Annotated in this window: 24 protein-coding genes; 8 read left to right on the top strand and 16 right to left on the bottom strand. The window is 70.9% G+C overall.

Annotated features, from left to right (window positions below):
- Window positions 1-3 precede the first annotated feature (3 nt).
- The 12 genes from DX116_RS08270 to DX116_RS08215 form a co-directional block, all read right to left on the bottom strand.
- Entirely contained in the window at window positions 4-960 is a 957-nt protein-coding gene (locus tag DX116_RS08270; protein WP_119704194.1) for a cyclase family protein, read from the bottom strand.
- A 45-nt stretch (window positions 961-1,005) separates the two neighbouring features.
- Window positions 1,006-2,055 carry a phosphotransferase family protein gene (locus DX116_RS08265; RefSeq protein ID WP_199715961.1) on the bottom strand — a complete coding sequence of 350 codons (1,050 nt, stop codon included), beginning with the start codon at window positions 2,053-2,055 and terminating at the stop codon, window positions 1,006-1,008.
- A gap of 3 nt (window positions 2,056-2,058) precedes the next feature.
- Window positions 2,059-2,850 carry an SDR family oxidoreductase gene (locus tag DX116_RS08260; RefSeq protein WP_119703635.1) on the bottom strand — a complete coding sequence of 264 codons (792 nt, stop codon included), beginning with the start codon at window positions 2,848-2,850 and terminating at the stop codon, window positions 2,059-2,061.
- Window positions 2,847-4,082, bottom strand: coding sequence for an acyl-CoA dehydrogenase family protein (locus tag DX116_RS08255; protein WP_119703634.1), 1,236 nt, complete (start codon window positions 4,080-4,082; stop codon window positions 2,847-2,849). Before DX116_RS08255 ends, DX116_RS08260 begins: the two co-directional genes overlap by 4 nt.
- 31 nt (window positions 4,083-4,113) lie before the next feature.
- Entirely contained in the window at window positions 4,114-4,914 is an 801-nt protein-coding gene (locus tag DX116_RS08250; RefSeq protein WP_119703633.1) for an enoyl-CoA hydratase-related protein, read from the bottom strand.
- Between the two features lie 40 nt (window positions 4,915-4,954).
- A complete protein-coding gene (locus DX116_RS08245) occupies window positions 4,955-5,971 on the bottom strand; it encodes an ABC transporter permease (RefSeq protein WP_119703632.1) in 1,017 nt (338 codons plus the stop codon).
- 61 nt (window positions 5,972-6,032) lie between these two features.
- Entirely contained in the window at window positions 6,033-6,851 is an 819-nt protein-coding gene (locus tag DX116_RS08240; RefSeq protein WP_119703631.1) for an alpha/beta fold hydrolase, read from the bottom strand.
- Window positions 6,848-8,410 (bottom strand): sugar ABC transporter ATP-binding protein, encoded by a 1,563-nt coding sequence (locus DX116_RS08235; protein ID WP_158591939.1) that lies wholly within the window; start codon window positions 8,408-8,410, stop codon window positions 6,848-6,850. The genes DX116_RS08240 and DX116_RS08235 overlap by 4 nt, the downstream gene beginning before the upstream one ends.
- A 62-nt stretch (window positions 8,411-8,472) precedes the next feature.
- On the bottom strand, window positions 8,473-9,459 hold the full coding sequence (locus tag DX116_RS08230; RefSeq protein WP_119703629.1) for a sugar ABC transporter substrate-binding protein: 987 nt from the start codon (window positions 9,457-9,459) through the stop codon (window positions 8,473-8,475).
- Window positions 9,460-9,553: 94 nt separating this feature from the next.
- Entirely contained in the window at window positions 9,554-10,195 is a 642-nt protein-coding gene (locus DX116_RS08225) for an HAD family hydrolase (protein ID WP_119703628.1), read from the bottom strand.
- Entirely contained in the window at window positions 10,192-11,001 is an 810-nt protein-coding gene (locus tag DX116_RS08220) for an SDR family oxidoreductase (RefSeq protein WP_119703627.1), read from the bottom strand. The genes DX116_RS08225 and DX116_RS08220 overlap by 4 nt, the downstream gene beginning before the upstream one ends.
- A complete protein-coding gene (locus DX116_RS08215; protein WP_199715960.1) occupies window positions 10,998-12,497 on the bottom strand; it encodes an AMP-binding protein in 1,500 nt (499 codons plus the stop codon). Before DX116_RS08215 ends, DX116_RS08220 begins: the two co-directional genes overlap by 4 nt.
- Window positions 12,498-12,645: 148 nt before the next feature.
- Here DX116_RS08215 and DX116_RS08210 point away from each other — a divergent pair, with 148 nt between their 5' ends.
- The 7 genes from DX116_RS08210 to DX116_RS08180 are packed head-to-tail and all read left to right on the top strand — an operon-like array spanning window position 12,646 to window position 18,423.
- A complete protein-coding gene (locus DX116_RS08210) occupies window positions 12,646-13,848 on the top strand; it encodes an acetyl-CoA C-acyltransferase (RefSeq protein ID WP_119703625.1) in 1,203 nt (400 codons plus the stop codon).
- A complete protein-coding gene (locus DX116_RS08205; protein ID WP_119703624.1) occupies window positions 13,845-14,843 on the top strand; it encodes an NADPH:quinone oxidoreductase family protein in 999 nt (332 codons plus the stop codon). The genes DX116_RS08210 and DX116_RS08205 overlap by 4 nt, the downstream gene beginning before the upstream one ends.
- A complete protein-coding gene (locus tag DX116_RS08200; protein ID WP_119703623.1) occupies window positions 14,840-16,018 on the top strand; it encodes an acyl-CoA dehydrogenase family protein in 1,179 nt (392 codons plus the stop codon). The genes DX116_RS08205 and DX116_RS08200 overlap by 4 nt, the downstream gene beginning before the upstream one ends.
- Entirely contained in the window at window positions 15,997-17,070 is a 1,074-nt protein-coding gene (locus tag DX116_RS08195) for an acyl-CoA dehydrogenase family protein (protein WP_119703622.1), read from the top strand. Before DX116_RS08200 ends, DX116_RS08195 begins: the two co-directional genes overlap by 22 nt.
- 54 nt (window positions 17,071-17,124) lie before the next feature.
- Window positions 17,125-17,604, top strand: coding sequence for a heme-degrading domain-containing protein (locus tag DX116_RS08190; protein ID WP_119703621.1), 480 nt, complete (start codon window positions 17,125-17,127; stop codon window positions 17,602-17,604).
- A 31-nt stretch (window positions 17,605-17,635) separates the two neighbouring features.
- Window positions 17,636-18,097, top strand: coding sequence for a MarR family winged helix-turn-helix transcriptional regulator (locus tag DX116_RS08185; protein ID WP_119703620.1), 462 nt, complete (start codon window positions 17,636-17,638; stop codon window positions 18,095-18,097).
- Window positions 18,094-18,423 (top strand): hypothetical protein, encoded by a 330-nt coding sequence (locus DX116_RS08180; RefSeq protein ID WP_119703619.1) that lies wholly within the window; start codon window positions 18,094-18,096, stop codon window positions 18,421-18,423. Before DX116_RS08185 ends, DX116_RS08180 begins: the two co-directional genes overlap by 4 nt.
- On the opposite strand, the gene DX116_RS08175 is transcribed toward DX116_RS08180, so the two are convergent.
- On the bottom strand, window positions 18,382-19,827 hold the full coding sequence (locus DX116_RS08175) for an NAD-dependent malic enzyme (RefSeq protein ID WP_119703618.1): 1,446 nt from the start codon (window positions 19,825-19,827) through the stop codon (window positions 18,382-18,384). The two genes, DX116_RS08180 and DX116_RS08175, sit on opposite strands and share 42 nt — an antisense overlap.
- 156 nt (window positions 19,828-19,983) lie before the next feature.
- Here DX116_RS08175 and DX116_RS08170 point away from each other — a divergent pair, with 156 nt between their 5' ends.
- Window positions 19,984-21,072, top strand: coding sequence for a Glu/Leu/Phe/Val dehydrogenase dimerization domain-containing protein (locus tag DX116_RS08170; RefSeq protein WP_119703617.1), 1,089 nt, complete (start codon window positions 19,984-19,986; stop codon window positions 21,070-21,072).
- 133 nt (window positions 21,073-21,205) lie between these two features.
- Here the strand turns inward: DX116_RS08170 and DX116_RS08165 are convergent, their stop codons facing one another.
- From DX116_RS08165 to purF, 3 genes are all read right to left on the bottom strand, one after another.
- Window positions 21,206-21,376, bottom strand: coding sequence for a DUF3073 domain-containing protein (locus tag DX116_RS08165; protein WP_082555933.1), 171 nt, complete (start codon window positions 21,374-21,376; stop codon window positions 21,206-21,208).
- 124 nt (window positions 21,377-21,500) lie between these two features.
- On the bottom strand, window positions 21,501-22,556 hold the full coding sequence (gene purM / locus DX116_RS08160; protein ID WP_119703616.1) for a phosphoribosylformylglycinamidine cyclo-ligase: 1,056 nt from the start codon (window positions 22,554-22,556) through the stop codon (window positions 21,501-21,503).
- Window positions 22,553-24,049 carry an amidophosphoribosyltransferase gene (gene purF / locus DX116_RS08155; RefSeq protein ID WP_119703615.1) on the bottom strand — a complete coding sequence of 499 codons (1,497 nt, stop codon included), beginning with the start codon at window positions 24,047-24,049 and terminating at the stop codon, window positions 22,553-22,555. Before purF ends, purM begins: the two co-directional genes overlap by 4 nt.
- Between the last annotated feature and the right edge of the window lie 102 nt (window positions 24,050-24,151).

Here is a 24,151-nt window from a genome sequence, read left to right as displayed (position 1 = left end):
CGCTCATCGGATGGCGACCGGGTTGACGGGGGCGCCCGTGCCGCCGACGACCTTCAGCGGCGCGGCCGTGTAGAGGAACGTCCACCGCCGGTCGGCCGCGCACGCGTCGGCGAGGTCCTCGAGCCAGGCGATCTCGGTGAACGTCACCCCGAGGTTGCGCATCAAGGCGTTGTGCAGCGGGAGGGTGACTCCGCTCCCGGGCTCGAAGGTCACCTCGTTGGCGATCGTGTCGGTCACGAGATTCGGGATCTCCATGTCCTGGAACCACTGCACCAGCTCGGGGCTGTACGTCAGGCCGGGCTCGAGGAAGCCGTCGTAGAACTGCTCGGGCGTGGTGCGGTAGTACGAGCCGATGAAGCCCGTGCGGATGATCAGGATGTCGTGCTTCTCGATCGTGACGCCCTGCGCCTCGGCCACCGCGAGGAGGTCGTCGTGCGTGAACGTCTCGCCCTTGCCGAGCACCTCCTTGCCACGATGGCGGGCCACGTCGAGCAGGACGCCACGTCCCACGACACCTCGCTCGGCGATCGGCAGCACCGAGGCCTTCGACATGTCGCCGGCCGTCGTGGAGGCGTCGAAGCCGTTCCAGATCTGCCCGTCGTACCAGACGTGCCCGAGCGCGTCGTACTGCGTGGACGCCTGCAGGAACAGGGTCGCGACGTCGTCGGCGTAGTGCGCGCCACCCGGCGTCTCGTCGCCCTCGCCCCGCTCGAAGAACGACTCGTCCATCACGTTCCTGCGTTGGATGCTCTCGCGTCCGGGCCACACGGGATCGCCGCCGGGGCTGCCCATCTTGACCTGGAGCGTGAAGACCTCGCCCGACCGGACGCTCGCGACGCCGCGCAGCACCTCGGCGGGCGTCAGGTAGTTCAGCGAGCCGACCTCGTCGTCCGGGCCCCACTTGCCCCAGTTCTTGGGCGAGTCCTTCAGGAAGTCGCCCACATACGGTGTCTCGGTCATGGTGCTCTCCTTCATCGGGTGGATCGGCAGCTCAGGTGTCGGGTGTCAGGTGTCGAGGCCTGCGGCGCGCGCCGTCGTCCAGGCGCGCTCGACGAGGCTGTCGACGAAGGCGGGCTCGGGCGGTCCGCCGTCCGCGGCGTTGCGCGGGTCGTCGAGGGCTCGCCGCAGCACGCCCTCGGAGATCACGGCGATCTTCCACAGCCCCAGCACGTGCCAGTACTCGAGGTCGGTGCTGCTGCGGCCCGACGCCGAGAGGTAGGTCTCGGCCATCGCTCGCCGGTCGGCGAAGCCCGGCAGGGTGGATGCCGCGAACAGTCCCGTCGGCGGGTCGCCGGGCTCGGGCCAGTACGCCAGCAGGCTGCCGATGTCGGCCAGCGGATCGCCCAGCGTGCTGAGCTCCCAGTCGAGGACGGCCCGCATCGCGCCGGTCTCCGGGTCGGCGATGACGTTGCGGATGTGGAAGTCACCGTGCACCAGCGTCAGCTCGTGCTGCTCGGGCATCGTGCTGCGCAGCAGGTCGGTCAGCCGGTCGAGGGCCGGCAGCTCCCTGGTGCGGCTGGCCTCCCACTGGCGCGACCAGCGCTTGAGCTGACGGGCGGCGTACGGCGCGTGGCTCGCGAGGTCGGACAGGCCGACGGCCTCGATGTCGACGTCGTGGACCGTCGCGAGCGTCGTCGCCAGCGCCGGTCCCAGCGCGGCCCGGAGCGCCACCCCCGTGCCCTCGGCCACCTTCGGGCGGTCGACGACGAGGCCGTCGACGTGCTCCATCACGACGACCGGCGTCTCGGCCAGAGCCGCGTCGACGTAGCGCGCGACGACCGCGGGCACCGGCACCCCCGTGCCCTGGAGTGCAGAGAGGATGCGGTGCTCGCGCAACACGTCGTGGGCGGAGTCGAGCAGGTGCCCGCGCGGCGGACGGCGGACGATCCAGCGCGAACCGGCGGCGTCCTCGACGAGGTAGGTCAGGTTCGACTGGCCCCGTCCGACCCGCACGGCCGAGAACGGCGCGACCGCCTCGACACCGTCGGCGCGCAGCAGCGCACCGAGGGCGTCGAGGTCGAGCGCCACGTCGTGGGTGCTCCCGGTGACGGCCACGGCTCAGCCGGCCCCGACGGCGATCGTGGCCGAGTCGGCAGCGGCGGTCGCACCGATCATCTGACCACCGTCGATCACGATGGTCTCCCCCGTGATCCACGACGAGTCGTCCGAGGCCAGGAAGGCGATCGCCGATCCGACGTCCGCCGGCTCGCCGATGCGCCCCAGCGGGGTGCGCTGGGCGACGGCCTCCTCGTGGTCCTTCCAGAGCGCCTCGGCCAGGCGCGTGCGGACGACCCCCGGCGCGACGGCGTTGACCCGGATGCCCGGGCCCACCTCGATCGCGAGCTGCTTCGTCAGGTGGATCAGGGCCGCCTTCGAGACGTGGTAGATGCCGAGGTCGGGGGCCACCACGATCCCGCCGAGCGAGGCGGTGTTGACGATCGACCCGCCGTGCTCGCCCATCCACGCCTCGACCGCGAGCTGCGTCCACAGCAGTGGCGCCCACAGGTTGACATCCATGGTCTTGGCGAACCGGCCGTGGTCCTGCGACAGCAACGGCCCGTAGGCCGGGTTGGTGCCGGCGTTGTTGACCAGGATGTCGACGCTGCCGAAGGTCTCCATCGTCCGTGCGACGCAGGCCCGCGCCGCGTCGTCGTCGGTCGCGTGCGCCTGCACGCCGAGGGCGCGCTCGCCCACCGAGGCTGCGGCCGAGGTGGCCGCCTCCTCGGTGCGCGAGGTCAGCACGACGTTGGCACCGGCGTCGTGCAGCGCCACGGCCGCCGCCAGGCCGATGCCGCGTGAGGCGCCCGTGACGATCGCGGTCCGCCCCGCGAGGCGTCCCTCCCGGCTCACTTCTTCTTGTTCCACTCGGGCGAGATGCGGCGCAGCTCGACCTGGGCGATGGTGCGCTTGTGCACCTCGTCCGGCCCGTCGGCCAGCCGCAACGTGCGCTGGTGGGCGTAGAAGCTCGCGAGCGGGAAGTCGTCCGTGATGCCGCCGCCGCCGTGCACCTGGATGGCACGGTCGATGATCTTCAGCGCCACCGACGGACCGGCGACCTTGATCGCGGCGATCTCGATGCGAGCCTTCTGGTTGCCCACGGTGTCCATGAGCCACGCGGTCTTGAACGTCAGCAGGCGGATCATCTCGATCTCGATGCGCGCCTCGGCGATCCAGTCCTGGATGTTCGAGCGGTTCGCGACCGGCTCGCCGAACGTCACGCGGTTCTGGGCCCGCCCGATCATGAGGTCGAGCGCACGCTCGGCCATGCCGATCGAGCGCATGCAGTGGTGGATGCGGCCGGGACCCAGGCGGGCCTGGCTGATCATGAAGCCGTCGCCCTCCTCGGCCAGCAGGGCCGTCTTGGGCACGCGGACGTCCTCGAACAGGATCTCGGCGTGGCCCTCGCGGTCCATGTAGCCGAAGACCGGCAGACCGCGGACGATCGTGACGCCGGGGGTGTCGATCGGGACGACCATCATCGACTGCTGACGGTGCTTGGCCGCGTCGACGTTGGTCTTGCCCATCACGATGAGCACCTTGCAGTTGGCGTGCAGCGCGTTGGACGCGAACCACTTGCGCCCGTTGAGCACGTACTCGTCACCGTCGGCGTCCATGCGCAGCTGGACGTTGGTGGCGTCCGAGCTCGCGACGTCGGGCTCGGTCATGCAGAACGCCGAGTTGATCTCGCCGGCCAGCAGCGGCTTGAGCCACTTCTCCTTGTGCTCGTCGGTGCCGAACAGCTGCAGCACCTCCATGTTGCCGGTGTCGGGGGCGTTGCAGTTCATGGCCTCGGGGGCGATGTAGGGGCTGCGGCCCATGATCTCGGCCAGCGGCGCGTAGTCGAGGTTGCTGAGTCCCGGCGAGCCCCAGGCCTCGTCCTCGTGCGGGTGGAAGAGGTTCCACAGACCGCGCTTCTTGGCCTCGGTCTTGAGCTCCTCGAGGATCGGCGGGTGGAAGTTCGGGTTGCCGGACTCGGCCATCTGCGCGGCGTAGATCGGCTCGGCGGGGTAGATGTAGCTGTCCATGAAGTCCAGGAGCTTCTCCTGGTACTCGAGGGCTCGGGGGCTGGGTGCGAACTCCATCAGATCTCCTTGTAAGACGTGCTTGGCATGGTCAGGGGTGCGAAAACAGGGGTGCGAACGCCGGGGGACGGCGCTGGGTGAAGCTGGCGACGCCCTCGGCGATGTCGACGCCGCGGAACGAGGCGCGCATCAGGGTGTCGGCGTCGGCCACGGAGGCGTCGAAGCCGCGCTCGCCGTCGAGGGCGACCTGGCGCTTGATCGTGGCCATCGACCACGGCGAGCAGCCCTCGGCGAGGTCAGCGGCGTAGGCGACCGCGTCGTCGACCAGGGTCTCGGCGGGGACGAGGTGGTCGACCAGGCCCATCCGATAGGCCTCCTCGCCCCCCACGCGGCGGCCCGACAGCAGCAGGTCGAGGGCGCGGCTGTGGCCGACGATGCGTGGCAGCAGCCACGAGACGCCGTACTCGGCGGCCAGCCCACGGCGGACGAACGCCGTGAGGAACACCGCCTCGGCCGACGCGAACCGGACGTCGCAGTAGAGCGCCTCGACGAAGCCCAGCCCGGCCGCCGCGCCGTTGACGGCCGCGATGAGGGGCTTGCGGACGGTCATCGGCAGGTGCCGCGGACGCGGTCGGTCGATCTCGGCGTCCGAGGCCGAGGAGGCGCCCGCGAGGTCGTCCATGTCGGCACCCGCGCAGAATCCGCGTCCCGCGCCGGTGACGACGATCGCGCGGACGTCGGCGTCGCGGTCGGCGGACTCGAGGACGTCGAAGTACTGGTCCTCCAGCGCGTCGGTCCAGGCGTTGAGCCTCGCGGGACGGTTCATCGTGAGGAGCAGGACGGCTCCGCGCCGCTCGGTGAGCACCAGCTGCTCGGCCTGGTCGGTCGTCATGGAACGACCCTACATGAATCTGAGTTCAAGTTCATGTAAATCATGCAGCAGCCGCGCGGCGACGGGCCAGCGAGCCGACGCCCACGCCGAGGATGAGCAGCAGCCCCTGGAACAGGTACTGGTAGTACGTCTCCAGGCCGATGAGGGCGATCGAGTTGAATCCGACCGAGACCGTGATGACACCGACGACCGTCCCGATGATGTGGAACTGGCCGTCGCGGAGCACGGCCGAGCCGAAGAACGCCGCAGCGAAGGCGCTGAGCAGATAGGAGTCACCCGCCGCCACCGCGGCGCTGCCCGTGCGGCTCGCCAGCAGGAAGCCCGTCAGCGCGGCACACGCGCTGCACACCGCGAAGGCGATGACGCGGATGCGGTCGACCCTGATGCCGGACAGCTCGGCCGCGACGGGATTGCCGCCGACCGCCTGCATGGCCTGACCGAGAACCGTCCGGTTGAGCAGGAGCCACAGCAAGATGCCGAGCGCGACCATGGCGTAGACCGGGTACGGGATGCCCAGGAAGCGGTTGAACGACAGGTTGATGAACGCGTCCGGGTCGTCGAGCGAGATCGGCGACCCGTCCGAGATCGCGTAGTTGAGGCCGATCACCACGGTGCCGACGCCGAGCGTCGCCACGAGCGCCTGCACGTTCAGGTACGTGACCACGAAGCCGTTGACCAGCCCGATCACGAAGCCCATGACCAGCACGGCCGCCAGCGCCATGGGGATGGAGAAGTCCGACTTGAGCATCAAGGTGCACGCGACGACGCCCGACAGGCTGGCCACGTTGCCGATGCTGAGGTCGAACTCGCCCGTCACCAGGGCGAAGGTCAGGCCCATCGCGATGATGGCCGCGAGCGCACTCTGGTTGAGGATGTTGATGGCGTTGTCGGTCGTGGCGAAGGTCTCCGGCTCCAGGATCGAGGTCACGGCGATGAGCAGGCCCAGCACCAGCAGTGCGCCGTAGCGACCCAGCCAGCGCATGGAGGAGCCGCTGCGCGTGACGGTCGGCTGGGCGGGCTCGGCGGGCGAGACGGGCGGCTCGATGGTTGCGGTCATGCGATCTGCTCCTGTTCGGTGGTGCCGAGGCACGGTGGGGTGAGGTGGTGCGGCAACGACGTCATGACTGCGCGTCGAGGAAGTCGAGGATCCGGGGGATCACGGTGTCCGGGGCCTCGAGCAGCGGGCTGTGGCCCACCCGGGGCAGCATCACGAGCTCGCCTCGCGGCAGGCCGTCGGCCAGCTCGTAGGCCCACTCCGGCGGGCGCACCGGACACTCCTCGCCCGAGATCACGAGCGCCGGGACGTCGATCTCGCCCAAGGCGTCGACGGCGCTGCGGCGACGCATCACGCCGATCATCGCCGGCCTGATCGACGTCGGCAGGGCCGCCATACGCCCGCGCCACCGATCCAGCACGTCCGCCTTCGCCGGATCGCTCCGGGTCGACGCGCCGAACATGATCTGCTCGACCATCGTGAGCCGGTCGCCCGTGAAGCCGTGCTCGCCGACGTCGTCGCTCCAGGCGACGTACTCGGCGACCTTGTCGGCGGGCTCGGGCCGCACCGACGAGCCGAGGAAGATCAGCGAGCCGACGAGATCGGGCCGGTACACCGCCAGCCGCGCGGCGACGTCCCCGCCCATCGACGAGGCGATCACCGGGGCACCGGCGATCTGCAGCTCGTCCAGCACCGCGGCGATGTCGCCCGCGCACTGCTCGATCGTGACGACCGCGCCGTCCGCCGGGCCGCTGCGCCCCTGACCGCGGTACTCGGGCCGGACGAACCGGTAGCGCCCGGCACCCGCCTCGACGAGGTCGTCGAACATCCGGTTGTCGAAGAACAGCGAGTGGAGGCACACCACCGGGGTCAGGTCGCTCTCGGCGGTGTCGTCGACGTGGAGCGCCGTGCCCGCGACGGACACGCTCGTGGACCGGGTCATGCGATCTGCTCCTGCTCCGACGTGCCGAAGCACAGCGAGGTGAGGTGGTCCTTGTGGGCCAGGTGGGCCGGGACGTCGTCGACCAGTCGGCCCGACCGCATCACGAGCACGCGGTCGCAGATGGCGAACTCCTCGAAGTCGCTGGAGATGACGAGCACGGACATGCCCTCGTCGGCGAGCGACCGGATCAGGCCGTAGATCTCGGCCCTGGCGCCGACGTCGACCCCCACCGTCGGCTCGTCGAGGATCAGCAGCTTGGGACCCGTGACCACGTACTTGCCGACCACGACCTTCTGCTGGTTGCCGCCGCTGAGGTCGATGACGTTCTGCTTCTCCGATCGCACCTTGATGCCGAAGCGCTCGATCATCCGCTGGGCGCTGACCGTCGAGGCCCGCGGACGGAACGGACGGAGCAGGCGACGCTCGGCGCCGATCGCCGCCATGTTCAGGTTGGCGACCACGGTGTCGGCGAGCACCAGTCCCTGCGAACGACGCTCCTCCGGGACGAGCGCGACGCCGTCGACCAGCGCCTCGTGCGGCGACGACGGGGCGAAGGGCTCGCCGTCCATCGTCATGGCTCCCGCCTGCGGTGCGTCGGCACCGACGATGAGCCGCGCGAGCTCGGTCCGCCCGGCACCCACCAGCCCGGCCAGTCCCACGATCTCGCCGCGGCCGATGTCGAAGCTCACGTCGAGCACCTTCGGCGCCCTCGTGAGTCCCTGCACCGACAGGCGGCCCTCCGTCGGTTCGGTCTCCTGGTCGGCGACGGCCGCCGTGAAGTCGGCCACCTCGCGGCCGACGATGTGCTGGGTGAGCACGCGTCGCGACGTGGAGGACGCCGGGACCGTCGTGACGAAGCGTCCGTTGCGCAGGACCGTGACGTCGTCGGACACCTGGAGCACCTCCTCCAGCCGGTGCGAGATGTACAGGATGCCGACGCCGTCGCGCTGGAGCTCGTCGATGACGCCGTACAGCCGCTGCGCCTCCTCGTCGGTGAAGGACGCCGTCGGCTCGTCCATCGCGACCACACGGCCCGACCGCATGAGCGACCGTCCCAGCGAGACCATCCACCGGTCGGACAGCGACAGGTCCTCGACCCGCGTGTCGAGCGGGACGCGGTAGCCCAGGCGCTCCTGCACCTCCATCGCCTGCCGCCGGACGCGGCGCGTCGTCAGCACGCCCCACGTGCCCTGCTCGTCCGACCCCATCGCCATGTTCTGCAGGGCGGTGAACTTCGGGACGAGGTTGAGCTCCTGGTGCACGAAGCTGAGCCGCAGGGCGGCGGAGTCGCGAGGCGAGGATATCTCGGCCCTCTCGCCGTCGACGAAGATCTCGCCCTCGTCGGCCGACTCGAGGCCGGCGAGGATCTTGACGAGCGTCGACTTGCCCGCCCCGTTCGCCCCGCAGAGCGCCAGGACCTGCCCCGCCCGCAGGGAGATCGAGACCTGATCCAGTGCGTGGCTCCCGCCGAAGCTCTTGGAGATGTTCTTCATCTCGAGCAGCGGTGCGGCAGAGGCTGCGCCTCGTGCGGTCCGGTGCTCCGGTGAGATGTCGTTCATGTCGTCGCTCCTGACATGTGTCGTCGTGGCGGTGTCCAGCACCGGATCAGGTCCCATGTCGATCAGCCCTGGTTCGCGCCGGGGTGGGACTTCAGGTAGTCCGCGACGTTGTCGGCCGTGACCATCTCGTACGGGACCGGCTTCATGCTCTGCTTCGCGTCCGGGCCGTCGGCGACGATCCGCGGGGTCTCCTCGAACAGGGTCTTCGCGGCAGCGACCGGCTGGGCAGCGGCCGTGGCGCGCAGCGTGCCGTCCTCGACCGCCTTGATGCCGGCGGGGGTGCCGTCGATGCCGTAGATCTTCACGTCGGTGCGGTTGGCCTGCTTGGTGGCCACGAGCGCGCCCATCGCCGGGTCGTCGAAGCAGGCCCAGATGGCCAGCGGGGTGTCACCCTTGGGGTGCTTGGCGAGCCAGGCCTGCGTGAATCGCGTGCCGGCGTCGAGCTGGCCGGGGATCGTCACCTCTTCGCGCGTGACCTTGGTGCTGCTGCCCTTGAGCGCCTCGTCGAGCGTCTTCTCGCGACCGACGCAGGGTGCACCGGCCTTGTACCCCAGCTTGAGCAGCTCTCCGCCACCGCCGAGGTCCTTCACGACGAGGTCGGCGATGTCCTTGCCCGACGTCTGGATGACGTCCAGGCCGAAGGGCACGCCGTCCGTGGTGCCGCCGGCGATCGACGCGACCGGGATGCCGGCAGCCTGTGCCGACTTGACGCCTGCGGTCAGCTGGTCGCTCGGGAAGACCGAGACGATGATGAGGTCGACCTTCTTCTGCACGAAGTCCTGCATCGCGCCGATGGCCTTGTCCACGGCACCGTCGGGGTTGGCGGTCGTGACCTCCCAGCCGGCTCCCTCGGCGAGCTTCTTGTAGCTGTTGATCGCGGTCTCGGTCGTGACCTCGCTGGGGGCGAAGCGCACGATGCCGACGCTGTACTTCTCGTCGCCGCCCGCGCCGCCTCCGCCGCCCTCGGAACCGCCCCCGCTGCCGCACGCTGCCGTGATCACCAGGGTCAGGCCGGCGATGATGCCGATCCCGATCTGTCGAACCTTCATGGTGTCTCCTGTTTCTGGCGCCGCCCCGGTGTGGGGCAGCCGTGTTCGGGACGCGACCGGACGGTCGTGCCGGTGGTGCAGATGGATCCCCCGATCACCGCGCGGCCGAGCCGGCGACACGGCCGAGCCCGAGGAGCTCGGCGAGCTCTCGAGCCGTGTCCGATGCTCTGCGGTGCACGACGCCACCCATCCCGAGACGTGCGGCGGCGACGATGTTCTGGGAGAGGTCGTCGACCATGACGACCTCGGACGGGGCGGCACCGAGGCGCTCGCACCCGATCTCGTAGAGGCGGCGCGACGGCTTGCGCACACCCTCCTGGCCGGAGATCGTGACGGCGTCGAACATGGCCGCGAGGTCGAAGCCTGCGTAGCAGTCACGGCCCAGCGAGTTCGACAGCAGGCCGACCGGCACACCGTCGGCGCGCAGCGACGCGACGAGCGCCACGGTCTCGTCGTCGCGGACGAGCCGCGACTGCATGCGGGCGATCAGCCCGACCGGCTCGACGTCGCAGCCGTGATCCCGCAGGCGCTGCGCGAAGCCCGCCTCGAAGCCCTCGTCGTCGAGCCGCCCCTCCTCGTGCTCGGTGAGCAGCCGCTGGGACTCCAAATCGGAGCCCAGCAGGCGCAGCGGCAGGTCGCGGTCGCCGCACTCGGCGGCACCGAAGCCGGCGAAGGCGTCCATGACGCTGGACGTCAGCACGCCGCCGAAGTCGAACAGCACGGCACGGCGCGTCATGCGAGTGAGTCCTGGTACCGGCGCATGCCCGCGAGCCAGCGGTCGTAGTCCGATCCCTTGCGCCGGTAGAACTCCAGCACCTCCTCGTGCGGGAGGATCAGGAACTGCTCGGTGCCGATCGCCTCGATGACGACGTCGGCCACCTCGAGCGGCTCGAGTACCCCGCCGGCGTCGGTGACGGCCCTGGCTCCCATGCGGGCCAGCTCGTCGTCGGACTCCGAGCCGCCGTTGAGCATCGCGGTGTTGACGCCCATGGGGCACAGGCAGCTCACGGCGATGCCGCGCGATCCGTACGTCACCGACATCCACTCGGCGAAGGCCACCGCGGCGTGCTTGGTCACCGAGTAGGTCGGCGAGCCGATCTGGGTCAGCAGCCCGGCGGCCGAGGCCGTGCTCAAGAAGTAGCCACGACCGCGCTCCAGCCACCCGGGGGTCAGCAGACGCGCGGCGCGCACGTGCGCGAGGACGTTGACGTCGATCGACGTCTCCCAGTCCTGCTCGGACGACTCGAGGCCTTGACCGAGACCCACGCCGGCATTGGCCGCGTAGAGGTCGACGGGCCCGAACCGGTCCTCGGCGAGATCGATGAGGGCCCGCACGTCGGCCTCGACGGAGCAGTCGGCCGCGAGCCCGACGACCCGGCCACGTCCGGCCAGCTCGAGGTCGGCCGTGGTCCGCGCCACGCGCTCGCCGTCGAGGTCGGTCACCACGACGCTGGCCCCGTGCTCGAGCAGGCGCTGGGCCAGGGCCGAGCCGATCCCTCCCGCGGCGCCGGTGACGATGGCCACGGATCCGTCGATGATCATGCACCGGCTCCGATCGAGGCGTGGCGGATCGCGTCGCGATCGATCTCGCGCTTGAGGATCTTGCCCGTCGCGCCCTTCGGCAGCGCCTCGACGAACTGGTAGAGCCGCGGCACCTTGTACGCCGACAGCTGGACCTTCGCCCACGTCCGCAGCTGCTCGCCGGTCAGCTCGGCATCGGGGCGCAGGGCCACCACGGCGGCGACCTCCTCGCCGAAGTGATCGTCGGGCACGCCGACGACGGCGACCTCGACGATGTCGGGGTGCTCGTAGAGCACTTCCTCGACCTCGCGCGGGTAGACGTTGTAGCCACCGCGGATGATGAGGTCCTTGGCGCGGTCGACGATGCTCAGGTAGCCGTCCTCGTCGAGCATGCCGAGGTCACCGGTCTTGAGCCAGCCGTCCCGCAGGTCCTCGGCCGTCGCCTCGGGACGGTTGCGGTAGCCCTTCATGATCGTGGGGCCCTTGATGAACACCTCGCCGACGACGCCGGCCTCGACGGGGTCGCCCATCGTGTCGCGCACCTCGATGAGGCTGCCGGGCAGGGCGGGACCCACCGTGCCGGCCTTCTGCTCGCGGTTGATGTCGTTGAACGTCGCGGCGCCGGTCGACTCGGTGAGGCCGTAGCCCTCGAGGATCGCGCAGTCGAACCGCTCGTTGAACGCTCGCATGACCTCGACGGGCAGCGAGGCGCCGCCGGACGTCGCAAGCCGCAGGTGCTCGAAGTCGCTGGGTCCGTAGTCGGCGGCGGCGTGCAGCATCGCGTTCCACATCGTCGGCACCCCCGCCATCGCGGTGAGGCGGTCGCGGCGCAGCATCTCGAGCATCGCGGCCGGCTCGAAGGGCGACAGCACCGACAGGGACGCGCCGGTGACGAGCACCGTGTTCATGACGACGGCCTGGCCGTAGACGTGGAAGAGCGGCAGCGCCGTGCCGAACCGGTCGTCCTCGGTCAGGGCGAGGACGGGCAGGAACGACGAGGTGGTGTCGAGCAGGTTGGCGGCCGTCAGCTCGACCCCCTTGGGCCGGCCGGTCGTTCCCGACGTGTAGAGGATGATCGCCGTGTCGTCCGGCGCGTGGTCGTGGGCGGACGCGAGCGGCTCGGCGTCGAGGTCGGCACCCTCGCCGATGATCCAGAGGTCGAGGCCCCGGTCGGCCGCGGCGGTGCGGGCGGCGTCGGCGTTCTCGTGCCAGACGAGCACGAGCGAGGCCTGCGAGTCGTCGAGGACGTAGCCGATCTCGGGCGCGGTGGCCATGGTGTTCATGGTGATGACGCTGACGCCGGCGGCGTGCAGCCCGAAGTAGACGACCGGGAACTCGATCACGCTGGGGGCGATGAACACGACCCGGTCGAGCGGCTGGAGCCCCGCGGCGACGACGGCGCCACCTGCTCGGGCGCTGAGCTCGCGCAGCCGGCCGTAGCTCAGGTCACCACGGGGCGAGCGAAGTGCCACCCGATCGGGATCGGCCTCGGCATGGGACCAGACGTTCGCCGCCACGTTCACCATCTGCAGTCGCTCTCTCTCGTTCGACGGAGTGTGACCTGTCTCACGTGACCGGCCTCACGTTGAGGACCGTAGTTGAATCCGGGTTCATGTTCAAGTAGGTTTCCGGAAAATCTTCCGAACCCCTCCTGAAGGAGCCGTCGTGCCCAGAGCCGCGATCGTCGCCACCGCCCGCACCCCTATCGGCAAGGCCTATCGAGGGGCGTTCAACACCACCTCGAGCCCCGAGCTGGCGGGCCACGCGATCGCCGCGGCCCTCGCGAAGGTCGGCATCGACCCCGCCACCGTCGAGGACGTCGTGATGGGCGCGGCAGCCCAGCAGGGCACGTCCGGCTTCAACGTCGCGCGCCAAGGCGCGTTGCGCGCCGGCCTGCCCGTCACGGTTCCCGGGCAGACCATCGACCGCCAGTGCTCGTCGGGACTGATGGCGGTCGCGATCGCCGCGAAGCAGATCCTGCACGACGGCATGGCCGTGGCGATCGGGGGCGGCGTCGAGTCGATCTCGCTGGTGCAGAACGAGCACATGAACGCCTACCGCGCCACCGACGCCTGGCTCGAGCAGCACCACCCCGGCCTCTACGCGCCGATGCTGCACACCGCCGAGAACGTCGCGGCCCGCTACGGCGTGAGCCGCGAGCGCCAGGACGCGATGGGGCTGCAGTCGGTCCAGCGCGCCGCCGCGGCCCAGGCCAGCGGCGTCCTCGACGACGAGATCGTGCCGATCACGGTCACGACGCTCGTGCACGACAAGGCCACCGGCGAGACGTCCGAGGTCGAGCAGACCGTCTCGGCCGACGAGGGCGTGCGTGCCGGCACGACCGCGGAGGGGCTCGCCGCGCTGCGGACCGTCCTGCAGCCGGGTGATGTGACCGCGCACCCCACCGTGACCGCAGGCAACGCGTCCCAGCTCAGCGACGGCGCATCGGCCAACGTCCTGATGAGCTCCGAGCACGCTGCCGCCCTCGGCATCGCGCCGCTGGGGTACTACGTCGGCATGACCGTCACGGGGTGCGAGCCCGACGAGATGGGCATCGGGCCCGTGGCCGCGATCCCGAAGCTCCTGGCCCTGCACGGGCTCGCGGTCGACGACATCGGCGTCTGGGAGCTCAACGAGGCCTTCGCCGCGCAGGCCGTCCACTGCCGCGACGTGCTGGGGATCGACCCCGAGCGGATGAACGTCAACGGCGGCGCCATCGCGATGGGCCACCCGTACGGGATGACGGGCTCCCGCGCCGTCGGGCACGCGCTGCTCGAGGCCCGCCGCCGCGACCAGCAGTTCGCCGTCGTCTCGATGTGCGTCGGTGGCGGCATGGGCGCCGCCGGCCTCTTCGAGGTGGCCCGATGAAGGCCTGGCAGGTCACCCGGCTCGGCGAGCCGCGTGACGTGCTGACGCTCGCCGACCTGCCCGATCCGTCACCAGGGCCCGCCCAGGTCACGGTGCGCGTGCTCGCGGCTGCGGCGAACTTCCCTGACGTGCTGATGTGCCGCGGGCTCTACCAGGTGCGGCCCGAGCTGCCGTTCACCCCGGGCGTCGAGCTGTGCGGCGAGGTGGTCGAGGTCGGCAGCGACGTGACCGGCATCGCGGTGGGCGATCGCGTCCTCGGCGCACCCGCCGGCCCCGGCGGTGCCTTCGCAGAGATGGCCGTGATGGACGCCGCCACGACGTTCCCCGCGCCGGACTCGCTCGACGACGCCCAGGCGGCCTCGCTGTTCGTGGGCTACCAGACCAGCTGGTTCGCCCTGCACCGACGCACGCAGATCGCGCCCGGCGACGTCCTGCTGGTGCACGCCGCCGCCGGAGGGGTCGGCAGCTCGGCGGTGCAGCTGGGCAAGGCTGCCGGCGCGACCGTCATCGGCGTCGTCGGCGGCGGTGTCGATGGGAGTGGCGCCAAGGCCGAGGTCGCCCGCGCCCTGGGGGCCGACGTCGTCGTCGACCGCCACGCGCAGGACTTCGTCGAGGTGGTCAAGCAGGTCACCGGCGGCCGCGGCGCCGACATTGTCTACGACCCCGTCGGCGGCGAGACCTATCAGCGCTCGACCAAGTGCATCGCCTTCGAGGGACGCATCCTCGTCATCGGCTTCGCCGGCGGCGAGATCCAGTCGGCCCCGCTCAACCACGCCCTGATCAAGAACTACTCGATCGTCGGCCTCCACTGGGGCCTGTACAACCAGCGCGACCCCGCGCTCGTCCGGCACTGCCACGACGAGCTGACCCGCCTCGCCGACACCGGCGCCGTCTCGCCGATCGTCAGCGAGCGGATCGCCCTCGACGACGTGCCGGCTGCGCTCCAGCGGCTCGCGGACGGCGTCACGACCGGACGCGTGGTGATGGTCGCATGAGCGCCGCCGACCTCGAGCACCTCGCAGCCCGCCTGCTCGCCGCGCATCCCCCGGCCTCGACGGACCGGCTCGACTTCCTGCGGGCCCAGTACGACGCCGGGCTCGCATGGGTCGGCAAGCCCGTGGGGCGTGGCGGGCTGGGGCTCACGGTCTCCGACCAGGTCGTCGTCGACGCGGCCCTTCGCGCCGCCGGCGCGCCCGACAACGACCCGGCCGCGAACAGCATCGGGCTCGGCATGGCCGCCCCCACGCTGCTGCGCTACGGCACGCCCGACCAGGTCGACCGCTTCCTGCCGCCGCTGTGGACGGGTGAGGAGATCTGGTGCCAGCTCTTCAGCGAGCCGGGCGCCGGCTCGGACCTCGCCAACGTCTCGACGTCCGCGACGCTCGACGGCGACACGTGGGTCGTCAACGGCCAGAAGGTCTGGACGTCGGGAGCGCAGAACGCCCGGTTCGCGATCCTGGTGGCGCGCACCGATCCGAGCGCGTTCAAGCACGCGGGGCTCACGTACTTCGTGTGCCCGATGGACGATCCCGGCGTCGACGTGCGACCCCTGCGGCAGATCACCGGCGAGGCCGAGTTCAACGAGGTCTTCCTGACCGACGTGCGCATCCCCGACAGCCTGCGCATCGGCGCGGTCGGCCAGGGCTGGGAGGTCGCGACCGCGACCCTCAACAACGAGCGGGTGGCGATCGGGGGCGGCGGCGCGCCTCGCGAGAGCGGGATGATCGGTGTCGTCGCCCAGGCCTGGCGCTCACACCCCGAGCGTCGTCGTCCCGTGCTGCACGACCGCCTGATGAGGTTGTGGATCGACGCCGAGGTCGCCCGCCTCGCGGCCGAGCGCGTGCGTCGACGTCCGGCGCACGTGACACCCGGGCCGGGCGACTCGGCGGCCAAGGTCACCTTCGCCCGCATCGCCCAGCAGCTGACGGCGCTCGAGGTCGAGCTGCTCGGCGACGACGGCATGCGCTACGACGACTGGACGATGCGCCGGCCCGAGCGCGTCTCGTTCACGGGCCGGGGCCCGGGCTACCGCTACCTGCGGGCCAAGGGCAACTCGATCGAGGGCGGCACCAGCGAGGTGCTGCTCAACCTGATCGCCGAGCGGGTCCTCGGGCTGCCCGCCGAGCACCGACCCGACAAGGGGATCCCATGGAACGAGAGCGCACGATGACCGCCACCGCCGAGTCCACCGCTCTCGCCGAGACCGTCCGCCGGATGCTCGAGCGCGTCGCGCCGGCCACGTCCCTCGTCCACGAGGACGGCCTCGACGCACTGCTGCGACGGGTCGACGCGGCCCTCGACGACGAGATCGGGCTCGCAGGCCTGCTCGTGCCCGAGTCGCAGGGGGGTCTGGGCGGCGAGCTGTCCGACGCCGCGACCGTCGCGACCGAGCTGGGACGCGCCTGCGCCCCCTCCCGCTTCGTCACCGCCACGGTGCTCGCGGGCCCGCTCCTCGCGGACGTGGGTCACGCGGGGCCCTTCGGCGCCGCCTGCCTGGTCGTCCCGTGGGGCACCGCGCCCGGTGAGCTGCTCCCCCGGCTCGTCGTCGTCGATGGACTCGTGAGCGGATCGGTCCGCTCGGTCGCCGGCGTCGGGGACGGCCCGCTGGTGCTGCCCGTGACGGTGGACGGGGAGACGGCCGTCGCGATCGTGTCCGCCGACGCTCCCGGTGTGGGGCTCGCCCCGGTCACGTCGCTCGACACGACCCGACCCCTGACCGACGTGACCCTCGACGGCGTCGCCGTGCAGGTCCTCGCGACCGGCCGACGGGCGGTCGACGCCCTGGACGCCGGCCTCGAGCGAGCCGCCGTCGCCCTGGCCGCAGAGCAGGTGGGACTGGCCTCGTGGTGCCTGTCCACCACGGTCGACCACGTGCAGCAGCGCCGCCAGTTCGGACGCCTCCTGGGCAGCTTCCAGGCCCTCAAGCACCGCCTCGCCACCCTCTGGATCGAGGTCGACTCGGCCTCGGTGGCCGCCGAGGCCGCCGCGACGACCACGTCCGACCGGGCCGTGCTGGCGTCCGCGGCGCAGTCGATGTGCTCGGAGGTGGCGTTGCACGCGGCCGAGGAGTGCATCCAGATGCTGGGTGGCATCGGGATGACGTGGGAGCACCCGGCGCACCTCTACCTCAAGCGCGCCCTCGTCGACCTGAACGCGCTCGGCACCCCCGAGCAGCATCGCCGGCGGCTCGCGACCCTCGTGGACCTGCCGCCCGCCGGGTGACAGCATGTGGATCGGCCGGCGTCCCGGCCGATCCACCGAGGCGAGGAGCACACCATGAGCGACCGCGAGCTGCTGGACGAGCTGGAGGCACAGGAGGCGCGCCTGGTGCTCGAGTCCTTCGACGAGACCGATGCGTGGGAGCTCGGGTCGGCCCTGCGCGAGGCCGCGCTCGCCGGCGACCTGCCCGTCGCCATCTCGGTGCGGCGCAACGGCCAGCGGCTGTTCCACACCGCCCTGCCGGGAGCCTCCGCCGACAACGACGGCTGGCTCGACCGCAAGTGCGCCGTCGTCGACCGCTACGGACGCTCGTCGTTGCGGGTCGGCGAGCAGTTCCGCGTCGCAGGCAGGACGTTCGAGTCCGACTCCCGCCTCGACCCGTCCCGGTACGCGGCGCACGGCGGGGCCTTCCCGCTGATCGTGCGCGGCACCGGGTGCGTCGGCACCGTCGCGGTGTCGGGTCTGCCCCAGCGCGACGACCACCGCCTCGTGGTCGAGACGCTGACCGCGTTCATCGCGCGACGCAGCTCACAGTAGTTGGTGCACCAATCATTGGTACACTCATAGCATGACCGACCGAGATCCCCTCGCCCTCGAAGAGCAGGTGTGCTTCGCGCTGGCCGTCGCGTCGCGCGAGGTCGTGGCGTCCTACCGGTCGGTGCTCGAGCCGCTGGGCCTGACCCACCCGCAGTACCTCGTCATGCTGGCCCTGTGGCAGCACGACGCCGCAGGCGCCGACGGTCTGTCGGTCAAGGCGCTCAGCGCGATGCTGCACCTCGACCCCGGCACCGCCTCGCCGCTGCTGAAGCGCCTCGAGGCCGCGGGACTGGTCTCGCGCCGACGCTCGCCCAGCGACGAGCGCGTCCTGGTCGTCGGCGTGACGCCCGAGGGTCGCGAGCTGCGACGGCGCGCGCTCGCCGTTCCGTCCACGATGCTCGCCCGGCTCGGCATGACCGAGTCCGACCTGGTCGCCACCAACGACGTCCTCCACCGCATCATCGATGCCGCGCACGAGAGCCAGGAATCATGAGCAGCCCCACCCCGAGCAGCCCCACCCCGAACCGTCCCGGCCCGGCCGCCGAGCTCGCGGCCCTGCGCCGCGTCCAGCGCCGCGTGGGCGCGATCGCGTTCTTCGCCGTCGCGATCCACGGCGTGCTGGGGCTCATCGTGGTCGCCCACGTCGTCAAGGGCGAGGACCGCGGCGCCGACGCCGTGCTGCTGCTCGTCATGTCCGGCGTCTTCGCCGTCGTCACCTACGTCGTGGTGCGGCTGATCCTGGCCGCGCGCCTCTGGGCGCCGGCCTGGATCGCCCTGTCACTCGTCCCGACCGCGATCGGCTTCGTCTGGGTGCTGTGACGTCGCACCGTCGGCGCGCTGCGCCGCATCGCGGACCGCGGCGGCGACCTTCTGGTGCACGTCGTGGTGGAAGACGCTGGGGATGATGTAGTTCGCGTTCAGCTCGTCGGGCGAGACCGAGCTCGCGACGGCGTCGGCCGCCGCCAGCAGCACCTCCATGCCGATGCCGTGGCTCTGCGCGTCGAGCAGACCGCGGAAGATGCCGGGGAACGCCAGGACGTTGTTGATCTGGTTGGGGTAGTCCGAGCGTCCTGTCGCGACCACGGCGGCGTGCTGACGGGCGATCGCCGGCTCGATCTCGGGGGTGGGGTTGGCGAGGGCGAACACGATCGATCCGGGCGCCATCTTCTCGACGTCGTCGGCGGTGATCAGGTTGGGCGCGCTGACACCGATGAAGACGTCGGCACCCGGCAGGGCGTCGCGCAACGAGCCGGTGTGCCCGGACGGGTTGGTGTTCTCGGCCGTCCACACCAGGGACGCGTCGAGGTCCTCGCGCCCGGCGTGGACGACGCCCTGCACGTCGCACACCGTGACGTCGACGGCTCCGGCGTGCAGCAGCACCTTGAGCACCGCGGTGCCGGCCGCTCCTGCGCCGACCAGGACGATGCGGGCCTTCGGCAGGTCCTTGCCGACGACTGTCAAGGCGTTGCGCAGCGCCGCGAGCACGACCACGGCGGTGCCGTGCTGGTCGTCGTGGAACACGGGGATGTCGAGCCGCTTGCGCAGGCGCGCCTCGACCTCGAAGCAGCGCGGCGCCGAGATGTCCTCGAGGTTGATGCCGGCGAAGCCGGGAGAGATCGCGGCGACGGTCTCGACGATCTGGTCGACGTCCTGCGTGTCGAGCACGATGGGCCAGGCGTCGATGTCGGCGAAGCTCTTGAACAGGGCGGCCTTGCCCTCCATCACCGGCAGCGCGGCGTGGGGGCCGATGTTGCCGAGGCCCAGCACCGCCGAGCCGTCGCTCACGACGGCGACGCTGTTGCGCTTGACCGTGAGGCGGCGAGCGTCCTCCTTGTCGGCCACGATCGCCTCGCAGATGCGGGCCACGCCGGGCGTGTAGATCATCGAGAGGTCGTCGCGGTTGCGCAGCGGGTGCTTGGTCGCGGTCTCGATGACGCCGCCGAGGTGCATCAGGAACGTGCGGTCGGACACCTTGAGCACCGACACGTCGCCGACGGCCTTCAGGGCGTCCACGATCACGGCGGCGTGGTCGGTGTCGGACGCCGCGCACGTGAGGTCGATGCGCAGCGCGTCGGCGCCGGACGCCGCGACGTCGAGGGCCGTCACGAGACCGCCGGCGGTCTCGACCGTGGTGGTCAGGTCGCTCACGGCGGAGCCGCCCGACGGCACCTCCAGGCGGATCGTGATCGAGTAGGAGATGCTGGGCGCGGTCGAAGGCTTCACGACATCATTCTAATGCGAGGCTTCCCTCATGTTTGTCCGGTCTCCCCGCGACCCCGCTCTCGCGAGTAGAGTCGGCCGCGAGCCGCCACACCCCGCGGCTCGACCGTTGGAGGAGCCCACCACCGCCCCTCCGCCACATCGAGAGAGAGCACCACCGTGACCGATCCCAGCACCCCACCCGCCCCGTCTGCCTTCGGCAGCCACCACGAGCAGGTCGTCTTCTGCCACGACGAGGCCACGGGCCTCAAGGCCATCATCGCGATCTACTCGACGGCGCTCGGTCCGGCGCTCGGCGGCACGCGGTTCTACCCGTACGCGTCCGAGGCCGCGGCGCTGACCGACGTCCTCAACCTGTCGCAGGGCATGGCCTACAAGAACGCCCTGGCCGGCCTCGACCTCGGCGGCGGCAAGGCCGTCATCATCGGCGATCCGCGCACCCTCAAGACCGAGGCGCTGCTGCGCGCGTACGGCCGTTTCGTGCAGTCCCTCAACGGTCGCTACTTCACGGCGTGCGACGTCGGCACGTTCTCGCCCGACATGGACCTCATCGCGCGCGAGTGCGAGTTCGTCACCGGCCGCACGGTCGAGCACGGCGGCGCCGGCGACTCGTCGGTCCTGACGGCGTTCGGCGTCTACCAGGGCATGCGCGCCTCGGCCCAGCACCTGTGGGGCGACACGTCGCTGGCCGGCAGGCGCATCGGCGTCGCCGGCGTGGGCAAGGTCGGACGCCACCTGGTCGGCCACCTCGTCGACGAGGGCGCCGACGTCGTCATCACCGATCCGTACGAGCCCGCCGTCGCCGCCCTGGCCGCGACGTACCCGAGCATCACCGCGGTCGCCGACACCGACGCGCTGATCCGCGAGCCGCTCGACGTCTACGCGCCGTGCGCTCTCGGAGGAGCCCTCAACGACGACTCCGTCGAGGTGCTGACGGCGCAGGTCGTGTGCGGCGCCGCCAACAACCAGCTCGCCCACGACGGCATCGAGAAGCGGCTGCAGGAGCGCGGCATCACCTACGCGCCCGACTACTGCGTCAACGCGGGCGGCGTCATCCAAGTCGCCGACGAGCTCGAGGGCTTCGACTTCGACCGGGCCAAGATGCGGGCCACGTCGATCTACGACACCACCCTCGGAGTGCTGGAGCACGCCCAGGCCGAGGGCATCTCGCCGTCGCTCGCCGCCGACCGCATGGCCGAGAAGCGCATGCGCGACGTCGGGCGCCTCCGTCAGGTCTACCTGCCCTAGCCCCGCCGCAGGGGCGGTGCTCACGCCACCTTTCCCGACTCAGCGGTGCATACGCCATCGAATACGTCTGTCATCGACGCTATTCGGTGGCGTGCGCACCGCCGTGGTCAGGGTGCGGTACGCGTCGTGCGTCTTAGGACGCGGCGGGGTCTTCTCGCGCGAGATCGCGGTACTGCTCGGGAATGGGCTCGCCCGATTCTCCGTGGAGCTCTCGCTGCAGGGTGTTGAAGTCTGTGTCCGGAGTCCGGTACTTCAAGTCGCGCGCAACTTTGGTCTGTTTGGCTTTCGCACGGCCGCGGCCCATAAGGCTCGACCCCCTCGCAGAGAAATAGTCAGTTTGTCGTGCTGACCACCCTACCGGGAGTACGCAACAGATGACGCACCGACCCCCGCATCGCGTGCGAAAAGATCGGCGGACCGCCGACGGCTCAGGCCTGCGCGCCCGTGAGGGTCACCGTTCCGCCGTCGCCGTGGACGCCCGCGGCCTGCACGTCTCCGGCGATCCAGGCGTCGACACCGTGCTCGGCCAGCAGGCGAAGCGCTGCGTCGGCGGCGTCGGGTGCGACGAGCGCGACCATGCCGACGCCCATGTTGAGGGCCAGGTCGAGGTCGGCCTGCGCGACCGAGCCCAGCTGGCCGACCAGCCCGAACACGGGCTGAGGTGTCCACGTGGACCGGTCGATGCGCACCGACACCGTCGGCGGGACGACGCGCTCGAGGTTGGCCGCCAGGCCGCCGCCGGTGATGTGCGACATCGCGTGCACCTCGACCTGCTTGACCAAGGCCAGGCACGGCAGCGTGTACAGCTTGGTCGGCGTGAGCAGCTGCTCGCCCAGCGTCGTGCCGAACTCGGGCACGTCGCGGTCGAGCTGCCAGCCGGCCTTCTCGAAGAAGACGTGGCGCACGAGCGAGAAGCCGTTGGAGTGCAGTCCGCTCGACCGCATCGCGATGACGACGTCGCCCGGCCGCACGAGCTCGGCACCGATCAGCTCGTCGGCCTCGACGACACCGGTGGTCGAGCCGGCGATGTCGTACTCGTCGACGCCCAGCAGGCCGGGGTGCTCGGCCGTCTCGCCGCCCAGCAGGGCCGTGCCGGACTCGGCGCACGCCTGCGCGATGCCCTTGACGATGTCGGCGATGCGCTCGGGGACGACCTTGCCGCAGGCGATGTAGTCGGTCATGAACAGCGGCTCAGCGCCGCACACGACGAGGTCGTCGACCAGCATGCCGACCAGGTCGAAGCCGATCGTGTCGTGCTGGTCCATGCGCTGGGCGATCTGCACCTTGGTGCCGACGCCGTCGGCGGACGTCGCCAGGTAGGGCTTGCGATAGCTCTTCAGCGCCGAGGCGTCGAACAGGCCGGCGAAGCCGCCGATGCCGCCGACGACCTCGGGACGGCGGGCCTTGTCGACCCACTCCTTCATCAGCTCGACGGCGCGGTCGCCCTCTTCGATCGAGACGCCGGCGGCGGCATACGACGTCACTTGGTGATCACCTCGAGGGGCAGCTGGTCCTGGACCTCGAGCAGGTGCTTGCCGATCACGTCGTCCTCGGGCAGCGCCACGGGGTAGATGCCGTCGAAGCAGGCCCGGCACAGGTTGTCCTTGGGCAGGTTGGTGGCCTCGACGAGCTGGTCGAGGGTGACGTACGCCAGCGAGTCGGCGCCGATCGACCGGCAGATCTCGTCGACCGAGATGCCGTTGGCGATCAGCTCGGCGCGCGAGGCGAAGTCGATGCCGTAGAAGCAGGGCCACTTGACCGGCGGCGACGAGATGCGCACGTGCACCTCGGCGGCGCCGAACTCGCGCAGCATGCGCACGAGGGCGCGCTGGGTGTTGCCGCGCACGATCGAGTCGTCGACCACCACGAGGCGCTTGCCGGCGATGACGTCGCGCAGCGGGTTGAGCTTGAGCCGGATGCCCAGCTGGCGCAGCGTCTGCGACGGCTGGATGAACGTGCGTCCGACGTAGGAGTTCTTGACCAGGCCGTGACCGAACGGGATGCCCGACTCCTCGGCGTAGCCGATCGCGGCGGGCGTGCCGGACTCGGGCACGGGGATGACCAGGTCGGCGTCGACGGGGAACTCGCGCGCCAGCCGGCGACCGATCTCGGCGCGCACCGAGAACACGCGCTGATCGGCGATCGTGGTGTCGGGACGGGCGAGGTAGACGTACTCGAAGATGCAGCCCTTGGGCTCGGCCTTCGCGAAGCGCTCGGTGCGCAGGCCGTTCTCGTCGATCGCGATGAACTCGCCCGGCTCGATCTCGCGGATGTAGGACGCGCCGACGATGTCGAGCGCCGCCGTCTCGCTGGCGACGACCCACCCGCGCTCGAGCCGTCCGAGCACGAGCGGCCGGATGCCCTGCGGGTCGCGAGCGGCGTAGAGCGTCCCCTCGTCCATGAAGACCAGCGAGAACGCGCCGCGCAGCTGCGGCAGCACCTCGAGCGCGGCCTCCTCGACCGAGCGGTCGGGGAACGAGGCCAGCAGCGACGCCATCACCGCGGTGTCGGACGTCGCCGTCTCACCCTTGGCGGCACCGCGTCCGGCCTCGGCGTCGCGCGAGGCCAGCAGGTCGGCGAGCTCGGCGGTGTTGGTCAGGTTGCCGTTGTGCCCCAGCGCGACGGAGCCGGCCGCCGTGGGACGGAAGGTCGGCTGGGCGTTGTGCCACACGCTCGACCCGGTGGTGGAGTAGCGCGCGTGGCCGATCGCGATCTCGCCCTTGAGGGACTCGAGCGTCGCCTCGTCGAAGACCTGCGAGACCAGCCCCATGTCCTTGTAGACCAGGATCTGCCGGCCGTTGCTGACCGCGATGCCGGCCGACTCCTGCCCGCGGTGCTGCAGCGCGTAGAGACCGAAGTAGGTCAGCTTGGCGACCTCTTCGCCCGGGGCCCAGACGCCGAAGACGCCACAGGCGTCTTGGGGTCCGGCGTCCTGGGGATCGAGATCGTGGGTGAGGCGTCCATCTCCGCGGGTCACCGCACCAGTGTAGGGGTGGGCGGCGCGTGACTCCCAATCTTTCTCCGGGCCCCGGACGCGGCGCAGGACGAGCGGCTCGCTCCACGCGACCCTAGAGTGACG

It is taken from the genome of Aeromicrobium endophyticum, from assembly GCF_003586285.1.
GTDB classification, from domain to species: domain Bacteria; phylum Actinomycetota; class Actinomycetes; order Propionibacteriales; family Nocardioidaceae; genus Aeromicrobium; species Aeromicrobium endophyticum.
Note: the sequence above shows the minus strand (reverse complement) of the source record. Positions and strands in the feature narration are given on the sequence as shown.

Bases quoted from the DNA above. Each gene is read 5' to 3' on its own strand.
- DX116_RS08240 (WP_119703631.1), bottom strand. From the start codon at position 6,851: ATGACCCGGTCCACGAGCGTGTCCGTCGCGGGCACGGCGCTCCACGTC.
- DX116_RS08190 (WP_119703621.1), top strand. From the start codon at position 17,125: ATGAGCGACCGCGAGCTGCTGGACGAGCTGGAGGCACAGGAGGCGCGC.
- DX116_RS08230 (WP_119703629.1), bottom strand. From the start codon at position 9,459: ATGAAGGTTCGACAGATCGGGATCGGCATCATCGCCGGCCTGACCCTG.
- DX116_RS08235 (WP_158591939.1), bottom strand. From the start codon at position 8,410: ATGAACGACATCTCACCGGAGCACCGGACCGCACGAGGCGCAGCCTCT.
- DX116_RS08195 (WP_119703622.1), top strand. From the start codon at position 15,997: ATGGAACGAGAGCGCACGATGACCGCCACCGCCGAGTCCACCGCTCTC.
- DX116_RS08245 (WP_119703632.1), bottom strand. From the start codon at position 5,971: ATGACCGCAACCATCGAGCCGCCCGTCTCGCCCGCCGAGCCCGCCCAG.
- DX116_RS08205 (WP_119703624.1), top strand. From the start codon at position 13,845: ATGAAGGCCTGGCAGGTCACCCGGCTCGGCGAGCCGCGTGACGTGCTG.
- DX116_RS08270 (WP_119704194.1), bottom strand. From the start codon at position 960: ATGACCGAGACACCGTATGTGGGCGACTTCCTGAAGGACTCGCCCAAG.
- DX116_RS08225 (WP_119703628.1), bottom strand. From the start codon at position 10,195: ATGACGCGCCGTGCCGTGCTGTTCGACTTCGGCGGCGTGCTGACGTCC.
- DX116_RS08185 (WP_119703620.1), top strand. From the start codon at position 17,636: ATGACCGACCGAGATCCCCTCGCCCTCGAAGAGCAGGTGTGCTTCGCG.
- DX116_RS08250 (WP_119703633.1), bottom strand. From the start codon at position 4,914: ATGACGACCGACCAGGCCGAGCAGCTGGTGCTCACCGAGCGGCGCGGA.
- DX116_RS08165 (WP_082555933.1), bottom strand. From the start codon at position 21,376: ATGGGCCGCGGCCGTGCGAAAGCCAAACAGACCAAAGTTGCGCGCGAC.
- DX116_RS08200 (WP_119703623.1), top strand. From the start codon at position 14,840: ATGAGCGCCGCCGACCTCGAGCACCTCGCAGCCCGCCTGCTCGCCGCG.
- DX116_RS08255 (WP_119703634.1), bottom strand. From the start codon at position 4,082: ATGGAGTTCGCACCCAGCCCCCGAGCCCTCGAGTACCAGGAGAAGCTC.
- DX116_RS08180 (WP_119703619.1), top strand. From the start codon at position 18,094: ATGAGCAGCCCCACCCCGAGCAGCCCCACCCCGAACCGTCCCGGCCCG.
- DX116_RS08220 (WP_119703627.1), bottom strand. From the start codon at position 11,001: ATGATCATCGACGGATCCGTGGCCATCGTCACCGGCGCCGCGGGAGGG.